We start from the raw sequence: 20,785 nt of genomic DNA on the forward strand, positions 1-20,785 counted from the left end.
ACATGGCAAGCGACGGCGACGAGCCTATTCCCGATTCTAAGCTGACGCGCACCAAGGAACGCTGGGCACGCGAAGGCCGGTTTCTGACCGGCCGGGACGCGCGGCCGGATGCCGACCGGCTGCCGCCGGGTCAGCATCTGGTGCGCGACTGGCCGGTGCTGGACCTTGGACTCCACCCGACCGTATCGCAGGAGCGATGGCGGCTTCACCTGACCGGGGCTGTCGATAACCCGCAGATCTGGGACTGGGCGCGGTTCATGGACCAGCCGCAGACCCAAGCCCGATCCGACATCCACTGCGTGACCACGTGGTCGCGCTACGACAACGACTGGCAGGGAATGACCACCGCCGACCTGCTGGTGGCGGTATCTCCGCGCGCCGAGGCGCGCTTCGTCGTGCTGCATTCGCACGACGGCTACACCACCAACCTGATGCTCGAGGATTTCGCCGCTGAGGGGGCGATCCTGGCGCATTCCTGGTCCGGCAAGCCGCTGTCCCAGGAACACGGCGGCCCAGCGCGGCTGGTCGTGCCGCACCTGTATTTCTGGAAAAGCGCCAAGTGGATCGAACGAATCGAGTTCCGCACCGCCGACGACCCCGGCTTCTGGGAGGTGCGAGGCTACCATAACCGGGGCGATCCCTGGAACGAGGAACGGTATTCCGAGCCGGAGTGAGCGGCGGGCGCTTTGCCGCTTAACCCAGATCCAGCGCCGGCAGGTCGAACTGGGTGCGGGCGAGCTGGTAGTACATTCCCGTGTAGTTGTTCTCCTTCAGGAATTCCTTGTCGGTCAACTGCTGGTGCGTGCCCTGTTCCTGGACCTTGCCGTCGCGGATGAAGCAGATGCGGTCGCTGTCCATGACGGTGGTCAGGCGGTGGGCGATGGTGATCGAGGTGCGGTTGACCAGGACGGTTTTCAGTTCCTGGGTGATGCGAGCTTCGGATTCGTTGTCGAGCGCGCTGGTGGCTTCGTCGAAGATCATGATCTTGGGACGGCGGTAGAGCGCGCGGGCGATGCCGACGCGCTGACGCTGGCCGCCCGACAGGCCCATGCCCTTCTCGCCGATGCGGGTCTGGTATCCCAGTGGGAAGTTGATGATGAAGTCCTCGGACCCCGCCATCTTCGCGGCTTCCAGCACCGCCTGCATGTCCGGCTCCGGGTCGCCCAGCGCTATGTTTTCCGCCACGGTACCGCCGAAGATGAAGGTGTCCTGAAGCACCACGCCGATGTTCCGGCGGAGCGAGTTCAGGTCCATCGTCTTGATGTCCTTGCCGTCGATCGTCAGGTCGCCGGACGTCGGCTTGTAGAAGCCAAGGACCATCTTGGCGATCGTGCTCTTGCCGCAGCCGGACGGGCCGACGAAGGCGACGTGTTCGCCGGGCGAGATCGTCAGGTCGAAGCCGTGCATCACCGACCGCTTCTGGTCGTTGGTGTTGTAGCTGAAGTTGACCTTGTCGAACTTGATCTCGCCTTCGAGTTGGCGGACCTGGGTCTGGATCTTGTCGGGGCTTGAGATCGTCGCATGCTCCGACTTGACGTTCAGCACGTCGCCGACGCGGTCGATGGCGATGCGGACTTCCTGAAGCTCGTTCCACAGATTGACCATCTGCGTCACCGGGCCGGTGACGAGGCCCATCAGCATGTTGAAGCCCATCAGCTCGCCGATGCTCATTTCGCTGTTCATCACCTGGTTGGCGCCGATCCACAGCACGGCGATGCTGGACGCCAGGGTAGCCAGCTTGAACAGGCTGTTGGACATCAGGCTCAGCTTCTGCTGGCGGAAGCTGCGGTTGACGTTCTCGACGAAGGCGTTTTCCCAGCGGGCACGGGCGAAGTATTCGTTGCTGGTCGCCTTCAGCGCCTCGATCCCGTTCATGGACTCGATCAGATAGGACTGGGACTGGGCGTTGGTGATGAAGATTTCCTGGGCGATGGCTTTGATCTTGGGCGTGAAATACACGACGATGCCGATATAGATCGGGATGAAGAATACCACGATCAGGCTGAGCGGGACCGAGTAGGCGAACATCATCAGGAAATACAGCACGATCATCAGCGTGTTCATCAGCACGGTGATGGTCGAGCCGGTCAGGATGGCGCGGATCTTCTGGTTCTCGCCGAAGCGGGCGAGGATTTCGCCCTTGTTCTTGGTCAGGAAGAAGTCCATCGGCAGGCTCAGCACATGCCGGTAGAACTCCGACATCAGCCGCATGTCCAGCCGCGACGTGGTATGGGCCAGCAGCAGGCTCTGCACGACGGACATGGCGGTGGTCAGCACCGCGACCAGCACCATGCCGCCCAGCATCATGTTGAGCAGGCCGACGTCGTGGTGGACGACCACGTTGTCCACGATGGTCTGGACGAACAGCGGCGAGGCCAGACCCAGCACGTTGATGACGACGGCGGCAAGCACGGCTTCGCCGTAGTATTTCTTGTACGGCAGGATGTAGTTGACGAAGTGGCGGATGGAGGACTTGGCGTCCTCCTCCTTCTCGAACTTGACCGTCGGCTCCAATGCTATCATCACGCCGCAGTCGGGCCGCTTGTCGACCACGCCGGCGACATCGGCCGAGGTCCACGACGTCAGGAACTCGTCGCGCTTGACCTTGCGGATGCCGCCCGCCGGGTCGGCGATCTCGACCTCCTTGTCGGAGACCTTGAGCAGGACGATCCAGTGATAGCCCTGCCAGCCCAGGATCGCCGGCAGCCGCACGGTCTTCAGGCTGGCATAGGGAATCGAGTAGCCCTTGGCGCGGAACCCCAGCGTCTCGGCGCCCCGGATGATCGCGTCGGGCGTCGTCTCGTCGGTGTTGAGGCCGGTGACCTCCTGCATCTGGCCGAGCGTGAACTTGCGGCCGTAGAACCCCATGACCATAGCAAGGCAGGCCGCCGCCGCGTCGGCCTGGGTGTTCTGGCGGACGACGGCGAGCTTGGTGGTCTCCTTGACCTTCGACGTCGCGCGGAACTCGTCCTCGCTCAGGCCTTCCGCCAGCTTGATGCGGAGATCGACGCCCTCGGCGCGCTTGCGCGACGCGATCTCGTCGGCTTCCAGCTGCTCGACGTCGCGGGCGCGCTGGATCAGCCGCTGCTGGAGTTCGGGGTTGAGGTTGAGAATGCGCTCGACCGTCTGCTGGTAGATCACCAGCACGGTCGCGTCGGTCACGGCGCGGGCGGTATAGGTCTGGATGCCGCGCGGCGTGCGGCGGGGCAGGGCTCCCATCTCGCCGAACAGGGTGCCCCGGCCGCAGCGCGACAGCGAGATCGGATCGCCCGTGATCGGCGCCCGGATCAGTTCCAGCGTGCCGCTCTCCAGGAAATAGAGGCGCGGGTCGTTGTCGCCCTGGTTGAAGACGGCGGCTTCGGCGCGGATGCGCTTGACGCCCATCTTCGACAGCATGTCGGAGAATTCCTCCGCCGTGTAGTTGGCCCCGCCGAGCAGCGTCCGCAGCCGCTCGCCGACCTCGACCAGACCGACATAGCGCTTGAAATGCTCGTCGACGATCCGGCTTTCGCTGACCAGCAGCCGCGCCCGGTCGGCGCGCAGGCATACCAGGGTCATGGCGGTTTCGGCCACGACCTGATACGGCCACTTCGTTTCTTCCAGCAGGGAGGTCTGGCCGATCGTGGCGCCGTCGCCGATCAGGCCGACGCTGATCAGCTTGCCGCCGGTGTTCTCCTTCAGCCGCGCGCTGCCGGCATGGATCACGTACATGCCGTCGGCGGCGGCGCCCTGGGTGAACAGCTTCTTGCCGGCCGGGACCTGCCGGACCTCTAGCAGCAGCTCGATCGCGCGCTTCTCGGCCGTGGGCAGCACGTTGAACAGGACGTGCGTTTCCAGCACCGAGCGGATCGCTTCCAGCGCGGCCGTGTTCCGGACGGTTTCGATCGCGGTGTCCATGTCAGCGGTCTCCGGTGCCGGCAGCGGCGGAAGGGTGGGCCGTAAGATCGAAGCGAACTGGAACGGTCATTCTTCCGCCACCTGAAAGAAGCGCGATGCGGGCGCGAAGAGCAGTTCGATGAAGCGTTTCTCGCCCGTCTTGACCTCGCCGACGCCTTCCAGCCCGATCTCCAGGGCCTTGGAAACGGTGGCCTTGCGGGCGGTGATGGTTTCAAGCTCCAGCGCCACGGTGATCTGGTACATGGCGTTAGGACCGCTTGGCTTGGTCGCGATGTCGGCGATGACGCCGTGCTGGATGCCGTATTCCTGGTAGGGATAGGCGAAGTACTTGATCTGGACCTTCTGGCCGCGCTTGATCTTGCCTATGTCCTTGTTCTGCACCATGACATGCGCTTCCAGCGGCGCCGTGTTGCGGACCACGGTGAACATCGGCGTGCCCGGATTGATGATGGCGCCGCGCGGGATGTTGACCGCCGTAACGATGCCGTCCTCCAGGCTGCTGTAGATGGCCTTGTCGGATTCGTAATGGACGCCGGGAACCAGTGTGCGGGACTCGGCCAAACGCCTGTTCAGGTCAAGTATCCTGTCGGAGATCAGCTTCTGGTCGCGTTCCCGCGACTGGCCGAGGTTGGCGATCTCGTTGTCCAGCCGTTCCTGGGAAAACGTCTCCCGCAGCCGCTGCCGTTCGCCCTTGGCGGTTTCCAGGGCGAGGCGGACGTTCTGGATTTCCGCTTCGGCATTGCCGACCGCGCGCTGAAGGTCGCTGACCCGCGCCTGGGCGCGCTGGAAATCAACCTGCGGGATGTCGCGGTTGGCGAAGAGTTCCTGCTTGACCGACAGGTCGTGGCGGGCGTTGCCGAGGTCCTCGTCCAGGCCCATGCGGGTGCGCTGCGCGGTCTGCACCTGGATCTCGATCTGGCGGATGCGGTTGTCGATGGCGCCCTGCTCGGTCGCCCGCCGCTGCGACAGGTTGCGCCGGTCCAGTTCGAGCTGGTTGGAACGGAACTCGTATTCCTTGAGGGACTCGCGCTCCTGTAGCTGCAAGTCGTCGATCTGGCGCTGGAACGCCTCCTGCTCGGGGGTGGAGGCCGCCCGGATCTTCTCCTGGATCGTCGCCAGCGGATCGCCGGCCGACACGATCGAGTTCTCCGCCACTTCGACGCTCTCGACCAGCCCGCCGCTGACCGCCTGGATCGTCACCGCCTGCCGCTGGAGCGTCAGCGGGGCCATGACGATGATGTCCTTCGACGCGAAGAACGAATAGACCAGCATGGCGAGCGCCGAGATGAACATAAGGTACACCGGCCCGTGCAGGACGAAGCCATGCGCCGAATACAGCAGCGTGCCCGCCGGGATCGGGTGCCGCTGCTTGCCGGAGCCTGCGGAATCGATCCTGACCGGCTCGCTCTTCCTGCCCGCCGGGGCCGCCGCATCCGCCTTTCTGGCAGCCGCCACCTTGCTTGCCATCGTCGTATCCGCACCGCTCCCTTGTGCCGTCGAACGCCGCCCACGGGGGCGGAGCGACAATTTGGCCTAAATTGTCTCAAGGCCGCATCATTGGGGCTTTCTGCTGAAAGGATGATTAACGCGGGCTGCTATCCCCTGAACGGATGCGGTAGAACGGCGGCGCAGACGGGCGGGCGGGACTCATAGGCGACAGGCCGGCGGCACGATCCGCTGAACCTTGAGGTCGAAGCCGGGCGTGGCGGCGGCGGGGTTCCGCCGTGCCACCGCCAGCAGGTGCCGGTCGGTCGGCTGGAGCTGGGCGAAGGACCATCCCGCCGCCGTGTCGTCCATGTCCGGGGCCAGCACCAGCCGGGCGGAGGACCCGGCATCGCCGCCGTCGCGCAGGAACCAGAACTTGTCCAGCGGGATCGACAGGCCCATTCCGCGCGCCTTGATATAGGCTTCCTTGAGCGTCCAGTAGGTGAAGAAGCGCGACGCCTGGGCGTCGGCGGGCAGGGAGGCGATGTCGACGGCCTCCAGGGGAGCCATGAAGCGGTCGGCGATCTCCAGAAGGTCGCCGGCGCGGTCGATGGCCTCGACATCGACGCCGATCTCGCCGCTGTGCGTGACGGCACAGGCCACCAGTCCGCGCGTATTGGACAGGTTGAAGCGCAAGTCCGCGACCCCGGTGTCGGCGGGTGCGTCGATTTCCGGCCGTCCCCATGCGTTGGCCCGGAAACGCCAGCCGGTTGGGGCCATGCCGGCGTAGCGGGACAGGACGGTGCGGCACAGGGCGCGGGTGATCAGGTATTCGTGCCGGGCGCGCTCGTTGAGGAAACGGTCGTGGCGGGCGCGTTCGTCCGGCGACAGCAGCCCGATATAGGCGTCGATCGCGGCGGCAGCCGCTATGTCGTCCGACAGCGTGTACCAGAGATGGACGGCATCGGGGTCAAGCGGGGGGCCAAGGGGAAACCCGACGGGGGGGCCAAAGGGCTGGGTCATGGCGGGATGATAGTCCGGCGCACGGCGTGCTGTAATGCGGCTTTTCCGCTCGCGCGCATAGGTTCACAGTCCAAATGAAATCGGTAGCGGAAACTGAAGTACAAAGCACGATTACGTCATAGGACCGCCTCACATAAACCATAATTTAATGAATATATCATCTCTTTTGAAACAGAACAGGCGGGGGTCTTGCGTAGCCTTTTCCAGGGGCGTATCAGGACGGGACGCTGCGCTAGACCCACATATTTGTTCCAGGGAGCTGAAATGTTGACCGATACCGATTGGATCATGCACGCCAAGGCGACGCGCAGCATGGCGTCGCGAAGCCTGCGCCAGGGCGAGACCGAAGTTGCCCAAAGGCTGTTCCAGGCCGCGACGCAGATGGAGAACATCGCCCAGATGGCTGCGGCGAATCCGAACACCGGCAACGTCGTGAAACTGACGACGATGACGGAAATCGCACGGCAGGACCTTGCCAAGGCAGACCACTCCCGCACCGATGCTTCCCGCAAGCTCTCCAATGCGTCATAGGACCGCTGCTCCGCGCTAGTCCTTTGGTCCAGTTCCACCACGCCGGCCTACTCTGATAGGCCGTTTCATTTGCCTTCCGTCTCATATCTAACTATTGGTTGCGCGATGGTGATCGGCACCGGATAGCCATGGAGGCGGTGTGGCTCAGCGCGCATATCTCAGCTTCATTGCCGCACTGCTGCCGATCCTGACGTTTTCAGCCGTCATGGTATTCGTGCTGAACGGCTTCCAGGAACATAACCTCGCCCGCAACATCCAGGACGGCGCGCGCGCCGCCGCCTCGGCGATGGACGTCGAGATCACCCGCAACCTCAGCGCCCTGGAAGCCCTGGCGCTTGGGGCACGCCTTGACGAACCGGATGGCGTCGAGCGGCTCTTCGCCCATGCGCGGGACATGATGGCGGCGCATCCGGACTGGATCAACGTGGTCCTGAGCGATCAGGACCGCCCCGTGTTCAACCTGATGCATGGCCTGAAGCACGGATTGTCGGTGGATCCGTCGTCGTTGCCGCCGCTGCTCGATCCGGACGCGATGAGGGAAGTGATACGGACGGGCCAGCCGGTGGTCAGCGGGGTGATCGTGGAGCCCGACCGCTACCCGGAACCCTTCGTGTCGTTCCGCGTGCCCGTCCGGTCGGGCGATCCGCGCCGTGCTTCCCACGTGCTGGCCGTCGGCATCCGGGCCTGGGCCTTCCATGACCCGCTGAAACTGGACGAACTGCAATCCGGCTGGTCGCTGTGCCTGATCGACGGCAACCTGCGGATCATCACCCGTACGGTCGCGGCCGGGCCACTCGACCGGGACATTGGCCGGCAGGCCAACCCAACCCTGGCAAAGGGGCTGGAGCAGCCGCAGGAGGCGTTCCCGGTCCGGGGGCTGGAGGGTGCGGAATACCTGACCAGCGTCAACCGCATCAAGCGCGCCGGCTGGTTCGTCACCGCATCGGTTCCCTTCGCCGTCGTCGGCCGCACCAACCGGCTCAACCTGGCGCTGGCCGCCGGAAGCGGTCTCCTGGCGCTGGCGATCGCGGCCGGGCTGGGAACCTCGCTGATCGCCAGCATCCTGAGGAGCCACGCCGCCGAGGCCCGGCTTGCCAGCCTGGAGGCCCAGCAATTGGCGGAGCGCCGGCTGAACCGGATCGCCGCCGACATTCCGGGCGCCATCCTGCGCCGCGTGCTTCATCCCGACGGCAGGATCAGCTTCCCCTATTTCAGCGAAGGGGGACGGTCGCTGCTGAACCTGGGCCGTGATGCCCGGTTCCGGCCCGGCGACATCGAGGAAGTGGCGGAGAGGCTGATCGCACCGGAAGACCGGCAGTGCTGGATCGAGGCGATCCGCAGATCGGCCTGGACGCTGGAGCCGATATCGATGGAGTTCCGCGTCGTCAGCGCGGAGGGTGTGAAGACCTGGATCCGCAGCATCGCCCGGCCCCATCGCGAGCAGGACGGGACGGTGGTCTGGGATGCGGTGGCGCTGGACGTCAACGACCTCAAGCTGACGCAGGCGGAACTGGAACTGCGGCTGGCGGAGAAGGACACCCTGTTGCGGGAAGTCCATCACCGGGTCAAGAACAACCTGCAAGCGATCTGGGGAGTCATCCAGGTAGAACGCAGCCGGCTGTCCGACGCCCAGGCGCGCGACCGGCTGGAAGTCATCGGCCATCGCCTGAGCGTGCTGGGCGCCATACACCAGCAGCTTTACGCATCCGACAACCTCCAGCGGATCGACTGTGCCCGGAACCTGGAGGAACTGGGCCTGCGTCTGGCCGACCTGCATGGCCGCGACGGGATCTCCATCATGGTCGATGCCGATCCCGTCTTGTGCGACCTGGATACCGCCTTGCCGATCGGCCTGATCGCCAACGAACTGATCAACAACTGCTACCGGCACGCTTTCCCGGCCTGCGCCTGCGGCGATGCCGGCGCTGGTGGAAACTGCGGCGGCGGCGGCAGGATCGAGGTGTCGTTGCGGGACCTTGACGACGGCATCGAACTGGAGGTGACAGACGACGGGGCGGGCATGACGCAGGCGCAATCAGACGGCATCGGCACGATAATCGTGCAGGCGCTGGCAGGCCAGATCGACGGCAGGGTTTCCACCGTGACCGGCGCCACCGGCACCACCGTCACCGTCCTGATCCCGAAGTTCTCGGCGCAAACCTGACGGGTGCGCCGAACCTTCCGGAAGGAAGCGGAATATTCAGGCGGCGCGCGGCATGTCGGGACCGCCGTCCGGGCGGCCGTTAGGCCGGCGCAGGGCGATGATCTTCGCCGGGGCACCCGCGCGGCTATCGTCGGCACGCCCGAAGCGCACGGCTTCGGCGATCTCGTACCGCTTGATCCCCATGTCCGCCAGCAACTCGTCCGGCAGACGGTTGAGGGTGCGTTCGGCGCGCGATATCGCATCCAGCTTGATCAGGCGCGCCAGCATGGAAGTCACGCCCGAGAACAGATGCCGCCGGGGCGCGCGGGTCTTGGCATATGCAGGGTTCAAAGTAACGAGGTTCATTTGGCAACTCCTTGGTCCGAGCGGCACTTTGACCTCGGCTGATTTCCAAAGAGTTGATGGTGAACGGCGCGCCTGAGACAAAGTTGTGGCATCGCTTCGGAACCGTTCGCGATAGGGTCTACTCCTCGAAGCGACTCGTAGGATCCCGGTCGCGGTCGTATCGCCTCCTGAGCGGAAACGGCGGCAACCAGGACTCGCGGCGGACGATCCAGCTCTCGTAGGTCGGCATCAGTTGGTCGGGATCATCAAGGGAACCCAGGTTCACTTCGATTTCGTCCGCGCTGCGGGCGAAGACGGACGAGCCGCAGCGGGGACAAAAGAACCGCCCGGCATAATCGCGTGTTTCGCCATCGATCGTCACCGCATCCTGAGGAAACACCGCGGCAGCGTAAAACAGGGCTCCGTGGTGCTTGCGGCAATCCAGACAGTGACAAAGGCCGACCCGATACGGGCGTCCCGTCGCTACGATACGGACGTTGCCGCATAGGCAACCGCCGGTGAAGCGATCCATGCCGCGTCTCCTCCTCAAATCATGTGGCCGGGCTTCTTAGAACGGTGTGCACCGTCGTTTCAACTGCCCGTCCGGGCAGGGACGCGGCTTCCTTCCGTGGCCGTTCCTTGTGCCAGCCAAAAACATGGTTTGCCGCCCGGGTTCATGCATGTCCTGGCCCTGTCGTTGGGTACACCAGTATGTATTGCTTGGCAGACCGTCCCGCCGAGAGAGCAAATCATCGGTTCGGTGGTCGTCAGGTTTGATCATTGAAAAGTTCGCACAGCTATGAAGCTTGACCCTATACGATTCTAAAAGTAGTAGAGAGTGAATTCATATCTCCGCGCCTTATGCGGAGCACACAGAATAGTATGCAACTGGTACTGGCGTAATTATTAACCGAATTAGTTGGAAGCTTGTGCCCGCCATGCCAATCATTGATAGCGACGATGCGGATCTGGATCTGCTCGATCTGCTTCTTGACGACGATATCGGTGAGCAGACGCCCCACTCGAAACGCATTCCGCATCTTGGGCTGACGCGGGCACCGCTCTCCTATCAGCAGCGCAGGATGTGGTACCTGCACCGGCTGGACGAAAGCGCCGCCTATACGATCTGCCTGGCTTTCCGGCTGGGCGGGACGTTTGACCCGGCGGCTTTCGCGGCAGCCATCGCCGACATCGCGGCACGCCACCCGATCCTGCGGACCCGGTACGAAGAGGGTGACGGCGACGGCGTGCAGGTGGTCGACCCTGCCGGGCCGGTAGCGATCGATCTGCGCGACTGGCGCGGCTCGGCCGACGATCGGGACGCGCTGACCGCCGCCATCCGGGAGGAGGCGGCCAAGCCGTTCGACCTTGTGCGGCAAGGACCGCTGCGGGTATCGGCGATCAGGACGGCCGACACATCGACGGCCGTCGTCATGACCATCCACCATATCGCGGCGGACGCGTGGTCGCTCGGCATCCTGTCGTTCGACCTGCTTCAGGCCTACCGGGCACGGCTTGGCGGCAAAACTCCGGCGCTGGCGCCGTTGCCGATCGACTACGCGGATTTCTCGTCCTGGCAGCGCGAGACCTATGGCGCGGAACGGCTGGGCGGCGAGCTTGCCTATTGGCGCGACCGGCTGTCGGCGCTGCCGGTGCTGGAACTGCCGACTGACAAGCTGCGTTCGCGCCTGCAAAGCTTCAACGGCGCGCTGGTCCCCTTCATTGTGGACGCCGATGTGACCGGCCGGCTGCGGAAGCTGGCGTCTGGCGCGCGGACGACGCTGTTCACGGCGCTGATGGCGGCCTTCCAGGTTCTTCTGGCCCGCCACTGCCGGCAGGACGACGTGCCGGTCGGGACATCGCTGGCCAACCGTGACCGGCTGGAGACTCAAGCGCTGGTCGGTTTCTTCGTCAACATGGTGGTGGTGCGGGGCGACCTTTCCGGAGATCCCGGGTTCGGGCAACTGCTGGAACGGCTGCGCGGTCTGGTGCTGGAAGCCTTCGACAACGCGACCTTGCCGTTCGAAATGCTGGTAGAGCAGCTGGACCTGCCGCGCGATACCAGCCGCAACCCGCTGTTCCAGGTCGCCTTCACGCTGTTGGACGCCACGCCGCCCGAAGTGGAATCCGGCGGCTTCACGGTGGAGCCGCTGCTGACGCAGGAGGCGGCGCGCTTCGACCTGGAACTGTTCGTGCGCGAGCAGGGCGGCGAACTGGCCGGCGTCTTCGCGTACAATACCGACCTGTTCGAAGCGGAATCGGTCCGCCGGCTGGCCCGTCAGTTCGTCACGCTGATCGGTGCCGCGACGGCGGCGCCGGACGTGCCGGTGTCGCGCCTGCCCTTGCTGACGGAACGCGAGCGCGCGGCCCTGCTGACCACGCCGAAACTGGCGGCGGCCGCATTCGTGGACGGCGTCCACGACCGTTTCGTACGCCACGCGCTGGGCCGGCCGGAGGCCGTCGCCTTGCGCTGGAACGACCGGCGGCTCCGCTATGGCGAGCTGGAGCGGCGGTCCGCCGCCATCGCGGGGCGGCTTCAGGCGCTTGGGATCGGCACCGGCGACCGGGTCGCCCTATGGTTCGAGCCGTCGTTCGACATGCTGGCCGGCGTGCTGGGCGTGCTGCGGGCGGGTGCGGCCTATGTGCCGCTCGATCCAGGATATCCCGCCGACCGCGTCGCCCATGCGCTGGCCGACAGCGGCGTGCTGGCGGTGCTGGCCACCGTCGGGCTGGCACCGAAGGTGCCGGCCGGACCGGAAGCGGGAGCGCCGGCCGCTCCCGTCGTCATGGTGGAGGACTGCGGCGAGGCCGATGCGGCGGCGTTGCGTCCCGTGACGGTGGGGCCGGGAGATCTCGCCTATGTGATCTACACATCGGGATCGACCGGGCGGCCGAAGGGCGTGCTGGTCACCCATGGCAACCTGACGCGGCTGTTCGACGCGACCGATCCGTGGTTCGGGTTCGGCGAGCGCGACGTCTGGACGCTGTTCCACTCCTATGCCTTCGACTTCTCGGTCTGGGAGATCTGGGGTGCGCTGGCCTATGGCGGCGCGCTGGTGATCGTCCCGCGCGAGACGGCACGGGCGGCGGACGCCTTCTACGACCTGCTGTGCCGCGAGAAGGTGACGGTGCTGAACCAGACGCCGTCGGCGTTCCGCCAGCTGATCCAGGCGGAGGACGCCGACCCGCGCGAGGCGGAGATAGCGCTTCGCCATGTCGTGTTCGGCGGCGAGGCGCTGGATCTGGCGAGCCTCGAACCCTGGCTGGACCGGCACGGCGACGCCGAGCCCCGGCTGATCAACATGTACGGCATCACCGAGACGACGGTGCATGTGACATACCGTCCGATCGGCTGGCGCGACGTCAAGCGCCGGCTGGGCAGCGTGATCGGGGAGCCGATCCCCGACCTGTTCATCCGCCTGCTGGACGACCACGGCGAGCCGGTGCCGCCCGGCATGGTCGGGGAAATCTGGGTCGGGGGAGCCGGAGTGGCGCGCGGCTACCTCAACCGTCCCGAACTGACGGCGGAGCGCTTCGTCGACGACCCGGTGGGCGCCGGCAGGCTCTACCGAAGCGGCGATCTGGCGCGGGTCACGCCCTCGGGCGACCTGGAATACCGGAGCCGGGCGGATACCCAGGTCAAGCTGCGCGGGTTCCGGATCGAGCTTGGGGAGATCCAGGCCGTCCTGTCGGACCATCCCGCCGTCGGCGACGTCGCGGTGGTTCCGCACGGTGAGGGGGACCTGAAGCGGCTGGTCGCCTATGTCGTGCCGCGTCCCGGTGCCGAGGTCGATTCCCAGGTGGAAGACGAGGGCTGGCGCGCCACCTTCGACATGATCTACCAGGGCGGCGGGGATCACGCTGATGGTGACGCCGGGGAATTCGACATCTCCGGCTGGAACGACAGCTATACCAATACGCCGATCCCGGCATTGGAGATGCGGTCGTGGCTGGACGAGACGCTGGCGCGGCTGCGGAGCCTGGCACCCCGGCGGGTGCTGGAAATCGGTTCCGGAACCGGAATGATCCTGTTCGGGCTGGCGCCCGAGGTCGAGCATTACCACGGCCTGGACTTCTCCGGCCCCGTGGTCGAGCGGCTGAAAGCCGGTGCTGCCCAGCGGGGCCTGGACCACGTCACTCTGGAGCACCGGGAAGCGGCCGATCTGGACGGCGTTCCCGGCGGCTTCGATCTGGTCGTCATCAACTCCGTCGCCCAGTACTTCCCCAGCCGCGCCTATTTCATGACGGTGGTCGACGGGGCACTGGCCCGGCTGAAGCCGGGCGGGCGGCTGTTCCTGGGCGACCTGCGCAACCGCGTCCTGCTGCGGGCCTTCCACGCCGACATCGCGGTGGCGACCGGGGCCGGCAGGACACGCGGCGAACTGGCGCGCCGGCTCGAGCGCGCGGTGGCGCGCGAGAAGGAGATCCTGGTCGATCCGGCCTTCTTCGCTGCGCTGGCCCGGCGTCCCGGCATCGCGGGCGTCAGCACACTGCCGAAAGCCGCCGAGGGCGACAACGAGCTGACGCGCTTCCGCTACGACGGGATCGTGACGGTCGCGGGCGGCGACAGGGTTGCCGGTACCGCCGATGTCGCGGTCACGCCATGGCCGGACGGGGGCGACATCGGGCTGCTGAAGGAACGCCTGTCCAGCGCCGGCGCCGCCTTCGGCTACTCGGCGATGCCGAACCGGCGGCTGGCGCGGCCCCTGGCCGCGATTGCCTGGATCGACGGCGACGGTGCTCCCGACGTGGTGCTGGACGTCCCGCCAGCGGACTGCGAAGCGGGACTGGACCCCGCCGTCGTGACGGCGGCGGCGCGGGTACGCGGCTGGGAAGCGGCACTGAGCTGGACGGCGGATGTGGAGGACGGCAGCTTCGACGTGCTGTTCCACCGTCCGGGTGAGCCGGCGCCCGGCGTGCCGCTGACCGCGGCGATTCTGGAGCCGGTGGAATACCTGAACGAACCGGCTCCCGCCGACCCGCGCGGGTCCCTTGAGCCGGCGTTGCGGCGGCATGCCGCCGCGCGCCTGCCGGAACATATGGCGCCGGGGGCCTTCGTGTTCCTGGACCGCCTGCCGCTGGGACCGACCGGCAAGCTGAACACGCGCGCCTTGCCGGAACCCGGTGACGACGCGGCGTCGTCGCGGGCGTCGGCGGAACCGCCGCGCACGCCGCTGGAAAAGTTGGTGGCGGAGATCTGGGCCGACGTGCTCGGTATTCCGGCGATCGGTATCCGGGACAACTTCTTCGAGGTCGGCGGGCACTCGCTGCTGGCGACCCGCGTCGTCGCCCGCGTCAGGGCGGAGCTTGGCGTCGATGTCCCGTTGCGCCTGCTGTTCGAGCGGCCCGATGTCGCCGCTTTCGCGGCGGCGCTGGCGGAACGGCTGGGTAATGCTGCACCGGTGGAAGACGAGGCGATTCCGCCGGCCGACCGGACCAAACCGCTGCCGCTGTCCTATGCGCAGCAGCGATTGTGGTTCCTGGACCGGCTGCTGCCGGGCAGCGGCGCCTACAACGTGGCGCTTGGCCTGCGGCTGGACGGCGACCTGGACGAAGGCGCGCTGCGGCGGGCGCTGACCGCCGTCATCGGACGGCACGAGAACCTGCGCACCCGCTTCCCGGTCGAGGATGGGCGTCCCCGGCAGGAGATCATGCCGCCGTTCGAGGCGCCGCTGGCCGTGCTCGACCGCTCCGCCGACCTGGGGGAGGTCGCAACGGTCGAGGAACTGGGGCGGGCGCTGCGTCCGCTGGCGCTGGAAGCGATCGATCTCGACAAGGGGCCGCCGCTCCGGCTGACGCTGGTGCGGCTGGCGCCACGCTCCGCCGTGCTGGTGGCGGTGCTGCACCACGCGGTTACCGACGGCTGGTCGATGGGCGTGCTGGCGCGCGAAGTGACCGAGCATTACCGGGCGGAGACCGGTGGAAATCCTGCCGGTCTGAAGCCGCTGGCACTCCAGTATGCGGACTTCGCCGCGTGGCAGCAGCGGACGCTGGCCGGCCCTGTGCTGGAACGGCTGATCGGCTACTGGCGCGACCGGCTGGCAGGGGCGCCGGAGGTCCTGGAACTGCCGGGCGATGGGCCGCGCGCTGGCGGGACCGACCGGCCGGCGCGCAGCCTGCGCTTCCGCCTGGATGCCGGACTGACCGGTGCGCTCCGCTCGCTGGCCCAGCGGCATCAGGCGACCCTGTTCATGGCGCTGCATGCCGGTTTCGCGCTGCTGCTGTCGCGCTGGAGCGGGCAGACCGACGTGGTCGTCGGAACCCCCATCGCAAACCGCACGCGCGAGGATCTGGCGGGGCTGATCGGCTGCTTCGTCAATACGCTGGCGCTCCGGCTCGACCTGTCGGGCAATCCCAGCGGCGGCGAGTTGATCGGGCGGTCGCGGGCGGCCACGCTGGACGCCTACGCGCATCAGGACGCGCCGTTCGAACTGGTGGTCGATGCCCTCGGGCTGAAGCGCTCGCTGACCCATACGCCGCTGTTCCAGGCCATGATGGTGCTTCAGAACGCGCCCGGCGGGCTGCTGGAACTGCCGGGGCTGACCGTCACGCCCCTGGCCGACGAGGCGAGCGCCGCCCGCTTCGACGTCATGCTGACCATGGTCGAGGACGCGGGCGGGATCGACGCCGTGCTGGAATGCGACGCCCATCGCTTCGGCGCCGCGACCGTGGCGCGGCTGGCCGGCCATTTCCGCACCCTGCTGGCTGGGCTGGCCGGCAACCCCGCGGCCGAGGCGGGGCGGCTGCCGCTGGTTGCGGATAGCGGGAGTGGTTCGGTCCAGGTGGACGGGGCGGCGGCTCCGCTGCCCGAAGGAGCGCTGGCAACCCTGCTGACAGTGACGAAAGATGACGCTTCGGGACCGCTGTGGCAGGTGCTGGGACGTCCGGCCGCCGGTGTAAGTGCCGCCGTGCTGGACGGGGAGGGGCAGCCGCTGCCCGCCGGCCTGCCCGGCGCGCTCTGGATCGGCCAAGCGGATGGCCGCCTGCGTCCCGCCGACATCGTCGCCCGCTGGACTGACGGCGGCGCGCTGGAACGGCCGGTTGCGGCACGGGAGCCTGCCGCCGCTCCGGTGGTTGCAATGTTCGTTTCCGGTTCAGGCAATCCGGGAGCGACAGAGGCGGCCCTGCTCGACCTGTGGTCCGCCGTGCTGGAACGGCCGGTGACGTCGGTCGATGCCGGGTTCTTCGAACTGGGTGGGCACTCGTTCCTGGCGGTGCAGTTGATCGCGAGGGTCGAGGCGGCGTTCGGCTGCCGCCTGCCGCTCGCCAGCCTGTTCACGGGAGGCACCGTCGCCGCCCAGGCGGCCCTGATCGACGCGCAGGCATCGGGAACCGGGGCCGACGAGGTGCTGGTGACGCTGCGGGCGGCGGGAGAGTGCGGCACGATCCTGCTGCCGCATGAGATTTCCGGGCATGTGCTGGCGTATCAGCCGCTTGCGGCGGCACTGGCGCAGGGCTGGCGGATCGTCGGGCTTCAGGCGCGCGGGCTGGACAACACGCGCCCGCCGCTCGACAGTCTGCCCGGTATGGCGCGTGCCTACGCGGATGCGCTGGAGTCCGCCAAGCATCCCGGCCCCTTCGTGGCCGTCGGATATTCCTACGGCGCCGCCCTGGCGGGTGAGCTGTCGGCGGAATTGGCGGGACGGGGTCACGCCGTTCCCTTCGCCGTGATGATCGACGCGCTGCCCGATCCGCAATCCTGGGTTGTTGGTGTCGTTCCGGAGGACGATGCGGGCCAGTTGCACTACATGGTCCGTGCGGTCGAGGCCTCCATCGGGATCGAGCTTGGACTGGACGCCGCGACCCTCCGGCAGTTCGGCCCGGAGACGCGGATTGATCTGGTGCATCGGCGGCTCACGGCGACCGGTGCTTTCGGCGGTGCGATCGGGCGCGATCAGGTCGCCGGCATGCTGGCGGTGTTCAGGGCCAACCTTGCGGCGTTGCGCTGCTTCCAGCCGGCCCGCATCCCCGTTCCCGTCCATGTCTGGGCGACCGACTCGCTGGCCGCCCGGCCAGGCCTACCCGGCGATCTCGGCTGGTCGGGTCTGACCGACCAACCGGTCACGGTTCACCGGATCGGCGGCGACCATCTGACCGTCGTCAAGGAACCGCTGGCGGCCGAGCTAGCCGCCGGCATCGGCCGGCTGCTGGCCCGCCAGCCGCCTTGATACCCATGCGTCCCCTTCGAGGCGCCCCGCAGCGGCGTGCCGTCTCTGACCCGCAGCATCGCCTTCATCTTTCGCAGTCGAGACAGACACCATGCCCCGCCCGCTCCGCATCGCCCAAGTGGCTTCGATCATCTTCCCCGTTCCCCCGAAGAAATACGGCGGGACCGAGCGGGCGATCTCCTATCTGACCGAAGCACTGGTCGCGGCTGGCCAGGACGTCACACTGTTCGCCTGTGGCGACGCCGTCACCTCGGCTCGGCTGATAGCATCCCGGCCGCAATCGCTGAGTGGGGCGCCGATCGCCAACGCGCTGCCTCATTTCGCCGCGCATTTCGCGATGGTGCGCCGGCATCTGCACGAGTTCGACATCGTGCATTTCCACGACGAGGGGATGCATTTCCCCTGCTTCATGGACATCGCGGAGCGTTCGATCACGACTTTCCACATGCCGCTCGGCTCGCCCGACATGGACGTGCTGTACCGTGCGGTGCCGGAGATGCCGCTGGTGTCGATCTCCGACAATCAGCGGAAGCCGATGCCGGATGCGCGCTGGGCGGGGACCGTCCATCACGGGATCCCGGCCGGTCTCTACGACTTCCACCCCGGACAGGGCGAGTATCTGGCCTTCATCGGCCGCTTCTCGGAAACCAAGCAGCCGCACGAGGCCATCAGGATAGCCCTGGCCGCTGGCTGGCCGATCAAGCTTGCCGGCAACCTCTACGATCATGACCGACCCTACTGGGATGCCAAGGTCGGCCCTTACCTGAGCGACCCGCGCGTCGAGGTGCTGGGCGAGATCGACGATGCGCAGAAGAACGACCTGCTTGGCAACGCCCGCGCGCTGCTGTTCCCGATCGATTGGGAAGAGCCGTTCGGCCTGGTCATGATCGAGGCCATGGCGACGGGAACCCCCGTGATCGGCTATCGTTTCGGCGCCGTTCCGGAGGTGGTCGACGAAGGGGTGACGGGCTTCGTCGTCGACGGCGCCGAGGCCGCCGTCGAAGCCGTCGGCAGGCTCGGTGCGCTCGACCGGGCCGGTGTCCGCCGGCGGTTCGAAAAGCGTTTCAGCGCCGACCGGATGGCGGCGGCCTATCTCGACATCTACCGGGAGAGGCTGCGGGCACTGTCACGCTGAAGCCGTATCGGGGAATGGGATGTCCCGATCGTCCAGACTGCTCGACCTGATCCAGCTTCTGCGGTCGCACCGGCGGCCGGTCAGCGGGCAGGTGCTGGCCGACAGCCTGGGCATCAGCCTGCGCACGCTGTATGGCGGTTCGACAGGGTGCGGGTGGTGATGACATGGTGCGAGTTGCGGCCCTCGGGACCGTCCGACCTTAGATAATGGCTCTCAGGGACGGAAGTAGCCCTGGGGTTTGGCCGCTGCGTCGATGGCGCGGCGATACCCAGGCCTGGCTCATGTGGTGGATGCCGTAGTAGCGGGTGGTGTCGGGGTGGACAGTGTTTGTTGGGCCACGGCCCAACATTTGTCGACCACCGGTCAAACTCTACGGATCCTATTATGCCAACATTATTAATCATTGACCGTTCCGGAGCGTTAGATGTCGGGCTGAAGAGGCCCGACCTACGCCAGCGTGCTCTTGTAGGTCGGGCCTCTTCAGCCCGACACCTTTGCCGGAACTTACCGGTCAAGCTTCAATGCAGTTGGTATTGTAAGATGCGGCGGGACTCTGCACTGAAAACTTTGCCTTCACCTTGGCGCGGTGAAGCGCAATGCCAGCGCCATCAGGGGTTTGGCCGCCGCGTCGATGGCGCGGCGCAGCGGCGATACCCAGGTCTGGCTCATGTGGTGGATGCCGTAGGAGCGCGACGTGTCGGGATCGACGGCGACCTTGCCGTCGATTTCCGCCGGCGTTCCCGGCTCGAAATACCAGTAGGGGCAGATGCGGGTGTCGGGATCGGTCTCGGCCGCGCTTTTCCGCACACTCGCCGTGAACAGGCGGGGACCAGTGCTGGTGGCGACGAACAGGGCGTCGGCGTCGATCAGGAAATCCAGGAACCTGCGCGGCGGTCGCTTGTGGTTGGCCGAAAGTCCCTCGAAGATGACCGGCCAAAGGGCGTGCCCGGGCCGGCTGCCGATTATGGCGTTGTTGTAGCCGAGCGTTCGCGACAGCATCAGCGAACAACCTTCCACTACGGTATCGATCGGCTTCAGGCTTTCAATGTCGGCATCGACATAGACGCCGCCCAGGGTGTTCAGGATGAAATAGCGTACCGCGTCGATGCGCTGGATGTTGAAGGGATAGCCGTCATAGACCGGCAGGAACGCCGGATAGTTCTCGACCATGAAGTCGCGCATGGCGGTTTCGTTCCACAGGTGGAACGACCAATCCGGATGGTTGACGCGCCAGCCCTCGCTGAAGCGGCGGAACTTGTCCGGCATCTGCGCCTCGCCCTGATACCAGATCTGGTGCAGGATGCGCGGGATGCCGGCGGCTTGCGGATCGGAGTCCGTCATGAATAGCTGGCTCCGCCGTCCACCAGCACGACGCGGCCGGTGAAAAAATCGCATTCCACGATGAAGCGCAGAGCCGCCCAGATCTCCTCCGGCCTGCCCATCCGGCCAAGGGGGACGTCGGCGATCATGTCGGCGCGGGCGGCTGCGGCGAGGCCGGCTGCCATCGGCGTGTCGATCAATCCCGGCGCTATGCCGCCGACGCGGATGCCGTGCCGCGCCAGCTCCAGCGCCCAGGTTCGGGTGGCGGCGTCCAAGCCGGCCTTGGCGGCGGCGTAGTTGCCCTGACCGGGATTGCCGGCCCCGGTGATCGAGGAAATGTTGACCACCAGTCCCGGAGCGACACCGTTTTCCAGCATCAGGGTGACGACCTCGCGCGCCATCACGTACGCACCGGTCAGGTTGGTGTCGATCACCGACTTCCACTGGGCGCTCGGCATCTTGCGGACGAAACCGTCGTCCTCGCGCAGCGCCAGCAGCCCGTCGCGCAGGATGCCGGCATTGTTGACCAGCAGGTTGGGCACCCCAAAGCGCTGCACCGTCGCGGCCAGAAAGCCCCGGATCGAAGCTTCCTGCGTGACGTCGAGCGGCGCCGTCTCGACCCGGCCGGGCAGGCCGCGCGCCTCGTCCGCCAGCGTCGCCAGTCCGTCGGCCTGGATGTCGCCGGCCATCACGCGCGCCCCGGCGCGCGCCAGTTCCAGGGCGAAGCATCGCCCCAAGCCCTGGGCGGCGCCCGTCACCACGGCGGTCACACTATCGATGCGCATGCTCTCACCAGCC

Annotated in this window: 13 protein-coding genes; 6 read left to right on the forward strand and 7 right to left on the reverse strand. The window is 66.7% G+C overall.

Annotated elements, in window-relative coordinates; translation table 11 throughout:
- The first annotated feature begins 2 nt into the window (after positions 1-2).
- The gene (locus tag N826_RS30250) at positions 3-674 is read left to right on the forward strand and encodes a sulfite oxidase-like oxidoreductase (RefSeq protein ID WP_044435122.1); all 672 of its coding nucleotides are present in this window, start codon (positions 3-5) and stop codon (positions 672-674) included.
- A gap of 19 nt (positions 675-693) precedes the next feature.
- Here the strand turns inward: N826_RS30250 and N826_RS30255 are convergent, their stop codons facing one another.
- From N826_RS30255 to N826_RS30265, 3 genes are all read right to left on the reverse strand, one after another.
- Positions 694-3,897, reverse strand: coding sequence for a peptidase domain-containing ABC transporter (locus N826_RS30255; RefSeq protein WP_044435123.1), 3,204 nt, complete (start codon positions 3,895-3,897; stop codon positions 694-696).
- A gap of 66 nt (positions 3,898-3,963) precedes the next feature.
- A complete protein-coding gene (locus tag N826_RS30260) occupies positions 3,964-5,364 on the reverse strand; it encodes a putative HlyD family type I secretion protein (RefSeq protein WP_044435125.1) in 1,401 nt (466 codons plus the stop codon).
- A 180-nt stretch (positions 5,365-5,544) separates the two neighbouring features.
- A complete protein-coding gene (locus N826_RS30265) occupies positions 5,545-6,345 on the reverse strand; it encodes a 4'-phosphopantetheinyl transferase family protein (protein WP_044435127.1) in 801 nt (266 codons plus the stop codon).
- A 264-nt stretch (positions 6,346-6,609) separates the two neighbouring features.
- Between N826_RS30265 and N826_RS30270 the strand changes: the two genes are divergently transcribed.
- Both N826_RS30270 and N826_RS30275 read left to right on the forward strand, forming a co-directional pair.
- Positions 6,610-6,876 (forward strand): hypothetical protein, encoded by a 267-nt coding sequence (locus N826_RS30270; RefSeq protein WP_044435129.1) that lies wholly within the window; start codon positions 6,610-6,612, stop codon positions 6,874-6,876.
- A 139-nt stretch (positions 6,877-7,015) separates the two neighbouring features.
- A complete protein-coding gene (locus N826_RS30275) occupies positions 7,016-9,040 on the forward strand; it encodes a sensor histidine kinase (RefSeq protein WP_044435131.1) in 2,025 nt (674 codons plus the stop codon).
- Between the two features lie 36 nt (positions 9,041-9,076).
- Here the strand turns inward: N826_RS30275 and N826_RS30280 are convergent, their stop codons facing one another.
- Together N826_RS30280 and N826_RS30285 are read right to left on the reverse strand one after the other, a co-directional pair.
- On the reverse strand, positions 9,077-9,385 hold the full coding sequence (locus tag N826_RS30280; protein WP_044435133.1) for a DUF1127 domain-containing protein: 309 nt from the start codon (positions 9,383-9,385) through the stop codon (positions 9,077-9,079).
- A gap of 118 nt (positions 9,386-9,503) precedes the next feature.
- On the reverse strand, positions 9,504-9,896 hold the full coding sequence (locus N826_RS30285) for a GFA family protein (protein ID WP_044435135.1): 393 nt from the start codon (positions 9,894-9,896) through the stop codon (positions 9,504-9,506).
- A gap of 406 nt (positions 9,897-10,302) precedes the next feature.
- On the opposite strand from N826_RS30285, the gene N826_RS30290 reads away from it, so the two are divergent.
- The 3 genes from N826_RS30290 to N826_RS42120 all read left to right on the forward strand — a co-directional run bounded on the left by N826_RS30290 (position 10,303) and on the right by N826_RS42120 (position 18,827).
- Entirely contained in the window at positions 10,303-17,532 is a 7,230-nt protein-coding gene (locus N826_RS30290; protein WP_052832290.1) for a non-ribosomal peptide synthetase, read from the forward strand.
- Between the two features lie 91 nt (positions 17,533-17,623).
- Positions 17,624-18,667 (forward strand): glycosyltransferase family 4 protein, encoded by a 1,044-nt coding sequence (locus N826_RS30295; protein ID WP_044435137.1) that lies wholly within the window; start codon positions 17,624-17,626, stop codon positions 18,665-18,667.
- A 19-nt stretch (positions 18,668-18,686) separates the two neighbouring features.
- Entirely contained in the window at positions 18,687-18,827 is a 141-nt protein-coding gene (locus tag N826_RS42120) for an HTH domain-containing protein (RefSeq protein WP_211099424.1), read from the forward strand.
- 413 nt (positions 18,828-19,240) lie between these two features.
- Here N826_RS42120 and N826_RS40670 read toward each other — a convergent pair whose 3' ends face one another.
- Both N826_RS40670 and N826_RS30305 read right to left on the reverse strand, forming a co-directional pair.
- Positions 19,241-20,008, reverse strand: a complete 768-nt coding sequence (locus N826_RS40670) for a glycosyltransferase family 32 protein (RefSeq protein WP_052832292.1) — start codon at positions 20,006-20,008, stop codon at positions 19,241-19,243.
- Positions 20,005-20,772: an SDR family oxidoreductase gene (locus N826_RS30305; RefSeq protein WP_044435139.1), complete on the reverse strand. Its 768-nt coding sequence runs from the start codon at positions 20,770-20,772 to the stop codon at positions 20,005-20,007. Before N826_RS30305 ends, N826_RS40670 begins: the two co-directional genes overlap by 4 nt.
- Positions 20,773-20,785: the final 13 nt, after the last annotated feature.

It is taken from the genome of Skermanella aerolata KACC 11604 (assembly GCF_000936425.1).
In the GTDB taxonomy this organism is placed as follows: Bacteria; Pseudomonadota; Alphaproteobacteria; order Azospirillales; family Azospirillaceae; genus Skermanella; species Skermanella aerolata.

What these genes read in the sequence shown, in the direction of transcription:
- N826_RS30305 (WP_044435139.1), bottom strand. Translation starts at nt 20,772, where the DNA reads ATGCGCATCGATAGTGTGACCGCCGTGGTGACGGGCGCCGCCCAGGGC.
- N826_RS30250 (WP_044435122.1), top strand. Translation starts at nt 3, where the DNA reads ATGGCAAGCGACGGCGACGAGCCTATTCCCGATTCTAAGCTGACGCGC.
- N826_RS30260 (WP_044435125.1), bottom strand. Translation starts at nt 5,364, where the DNA reads ATGGCAAGCAAGGTGGCGGCTGCCAGAAAGGCGGATGCGGCGGCCCCG.
- N826_RS30255 (WP_044435123.1), bottom strand. Translation starts at nt 3,897, where the DNA reads ATGGACACCGCGATCGAAACCGTCCGGAACACGGCCGCGCTGGAAGCG.
- N826_RS42120 (WP_211099424.1), top strand. Translation starts at nt 18,687, where the DNA reads ATGTCCCGATCGTCCAGACTGCTCGACCTGATCCAGCTTCTGCGGTCG.
- N826_RS30270 (WP_044435129.1), top strand. Translation starts at nt 6,610, where the DNA reads ATGTTGACCGATACCGATTGGATCATGCACGCCAAGGCGACGCGCAGC.
- N826_RS40670 (WP_052832292.1), bottom strand. Translation starts at nt 20,008, where the DNA reads ATGACGGACTCCGATCCGCAAGCCGCCGGCATCCCGCGCATCCTGCAC.
- N826_RS30295 (WP_044435137.1), top strand. Translation starts at nt 17,624, where the DNA reads ATGCCCCGCCCGCTCCGCATCGCCCAAGTGGCTTCGATCATCTTCCCC.
- N826_RS30265 (WP_044435127.1), bottom strand. Translation starts at nt 6,345, where the DNA reads ATGACCCAGCCCTTTGGCCCCCCCGTCGGGTTTCCCCTTGGCCCCCCG.
- N826_RS30290 (WP_052832290.1), top strand. Translation starts at nt 10,303, where the DNA reads ATGCCAATCATTGATAGCGACGATGCGGATCTGGATCTGCTCGATCTG.
- N826_RS30280 (WP_044435133.1), bottom strand. Translation starts at nt 9,385, where the DNA reads ATGAACCTCGTTACTTTGAACCCTGCATATGCCAAGACCCGCGCGCCC.
- N826_RS30285 (WP_044435135.1), bottom strand. Translation starts at nt 9,896, where the DNA reads ATGGATCGCTTCACCGGCGGTTGCCTATGCGGCAACGTCCGTATCGTA.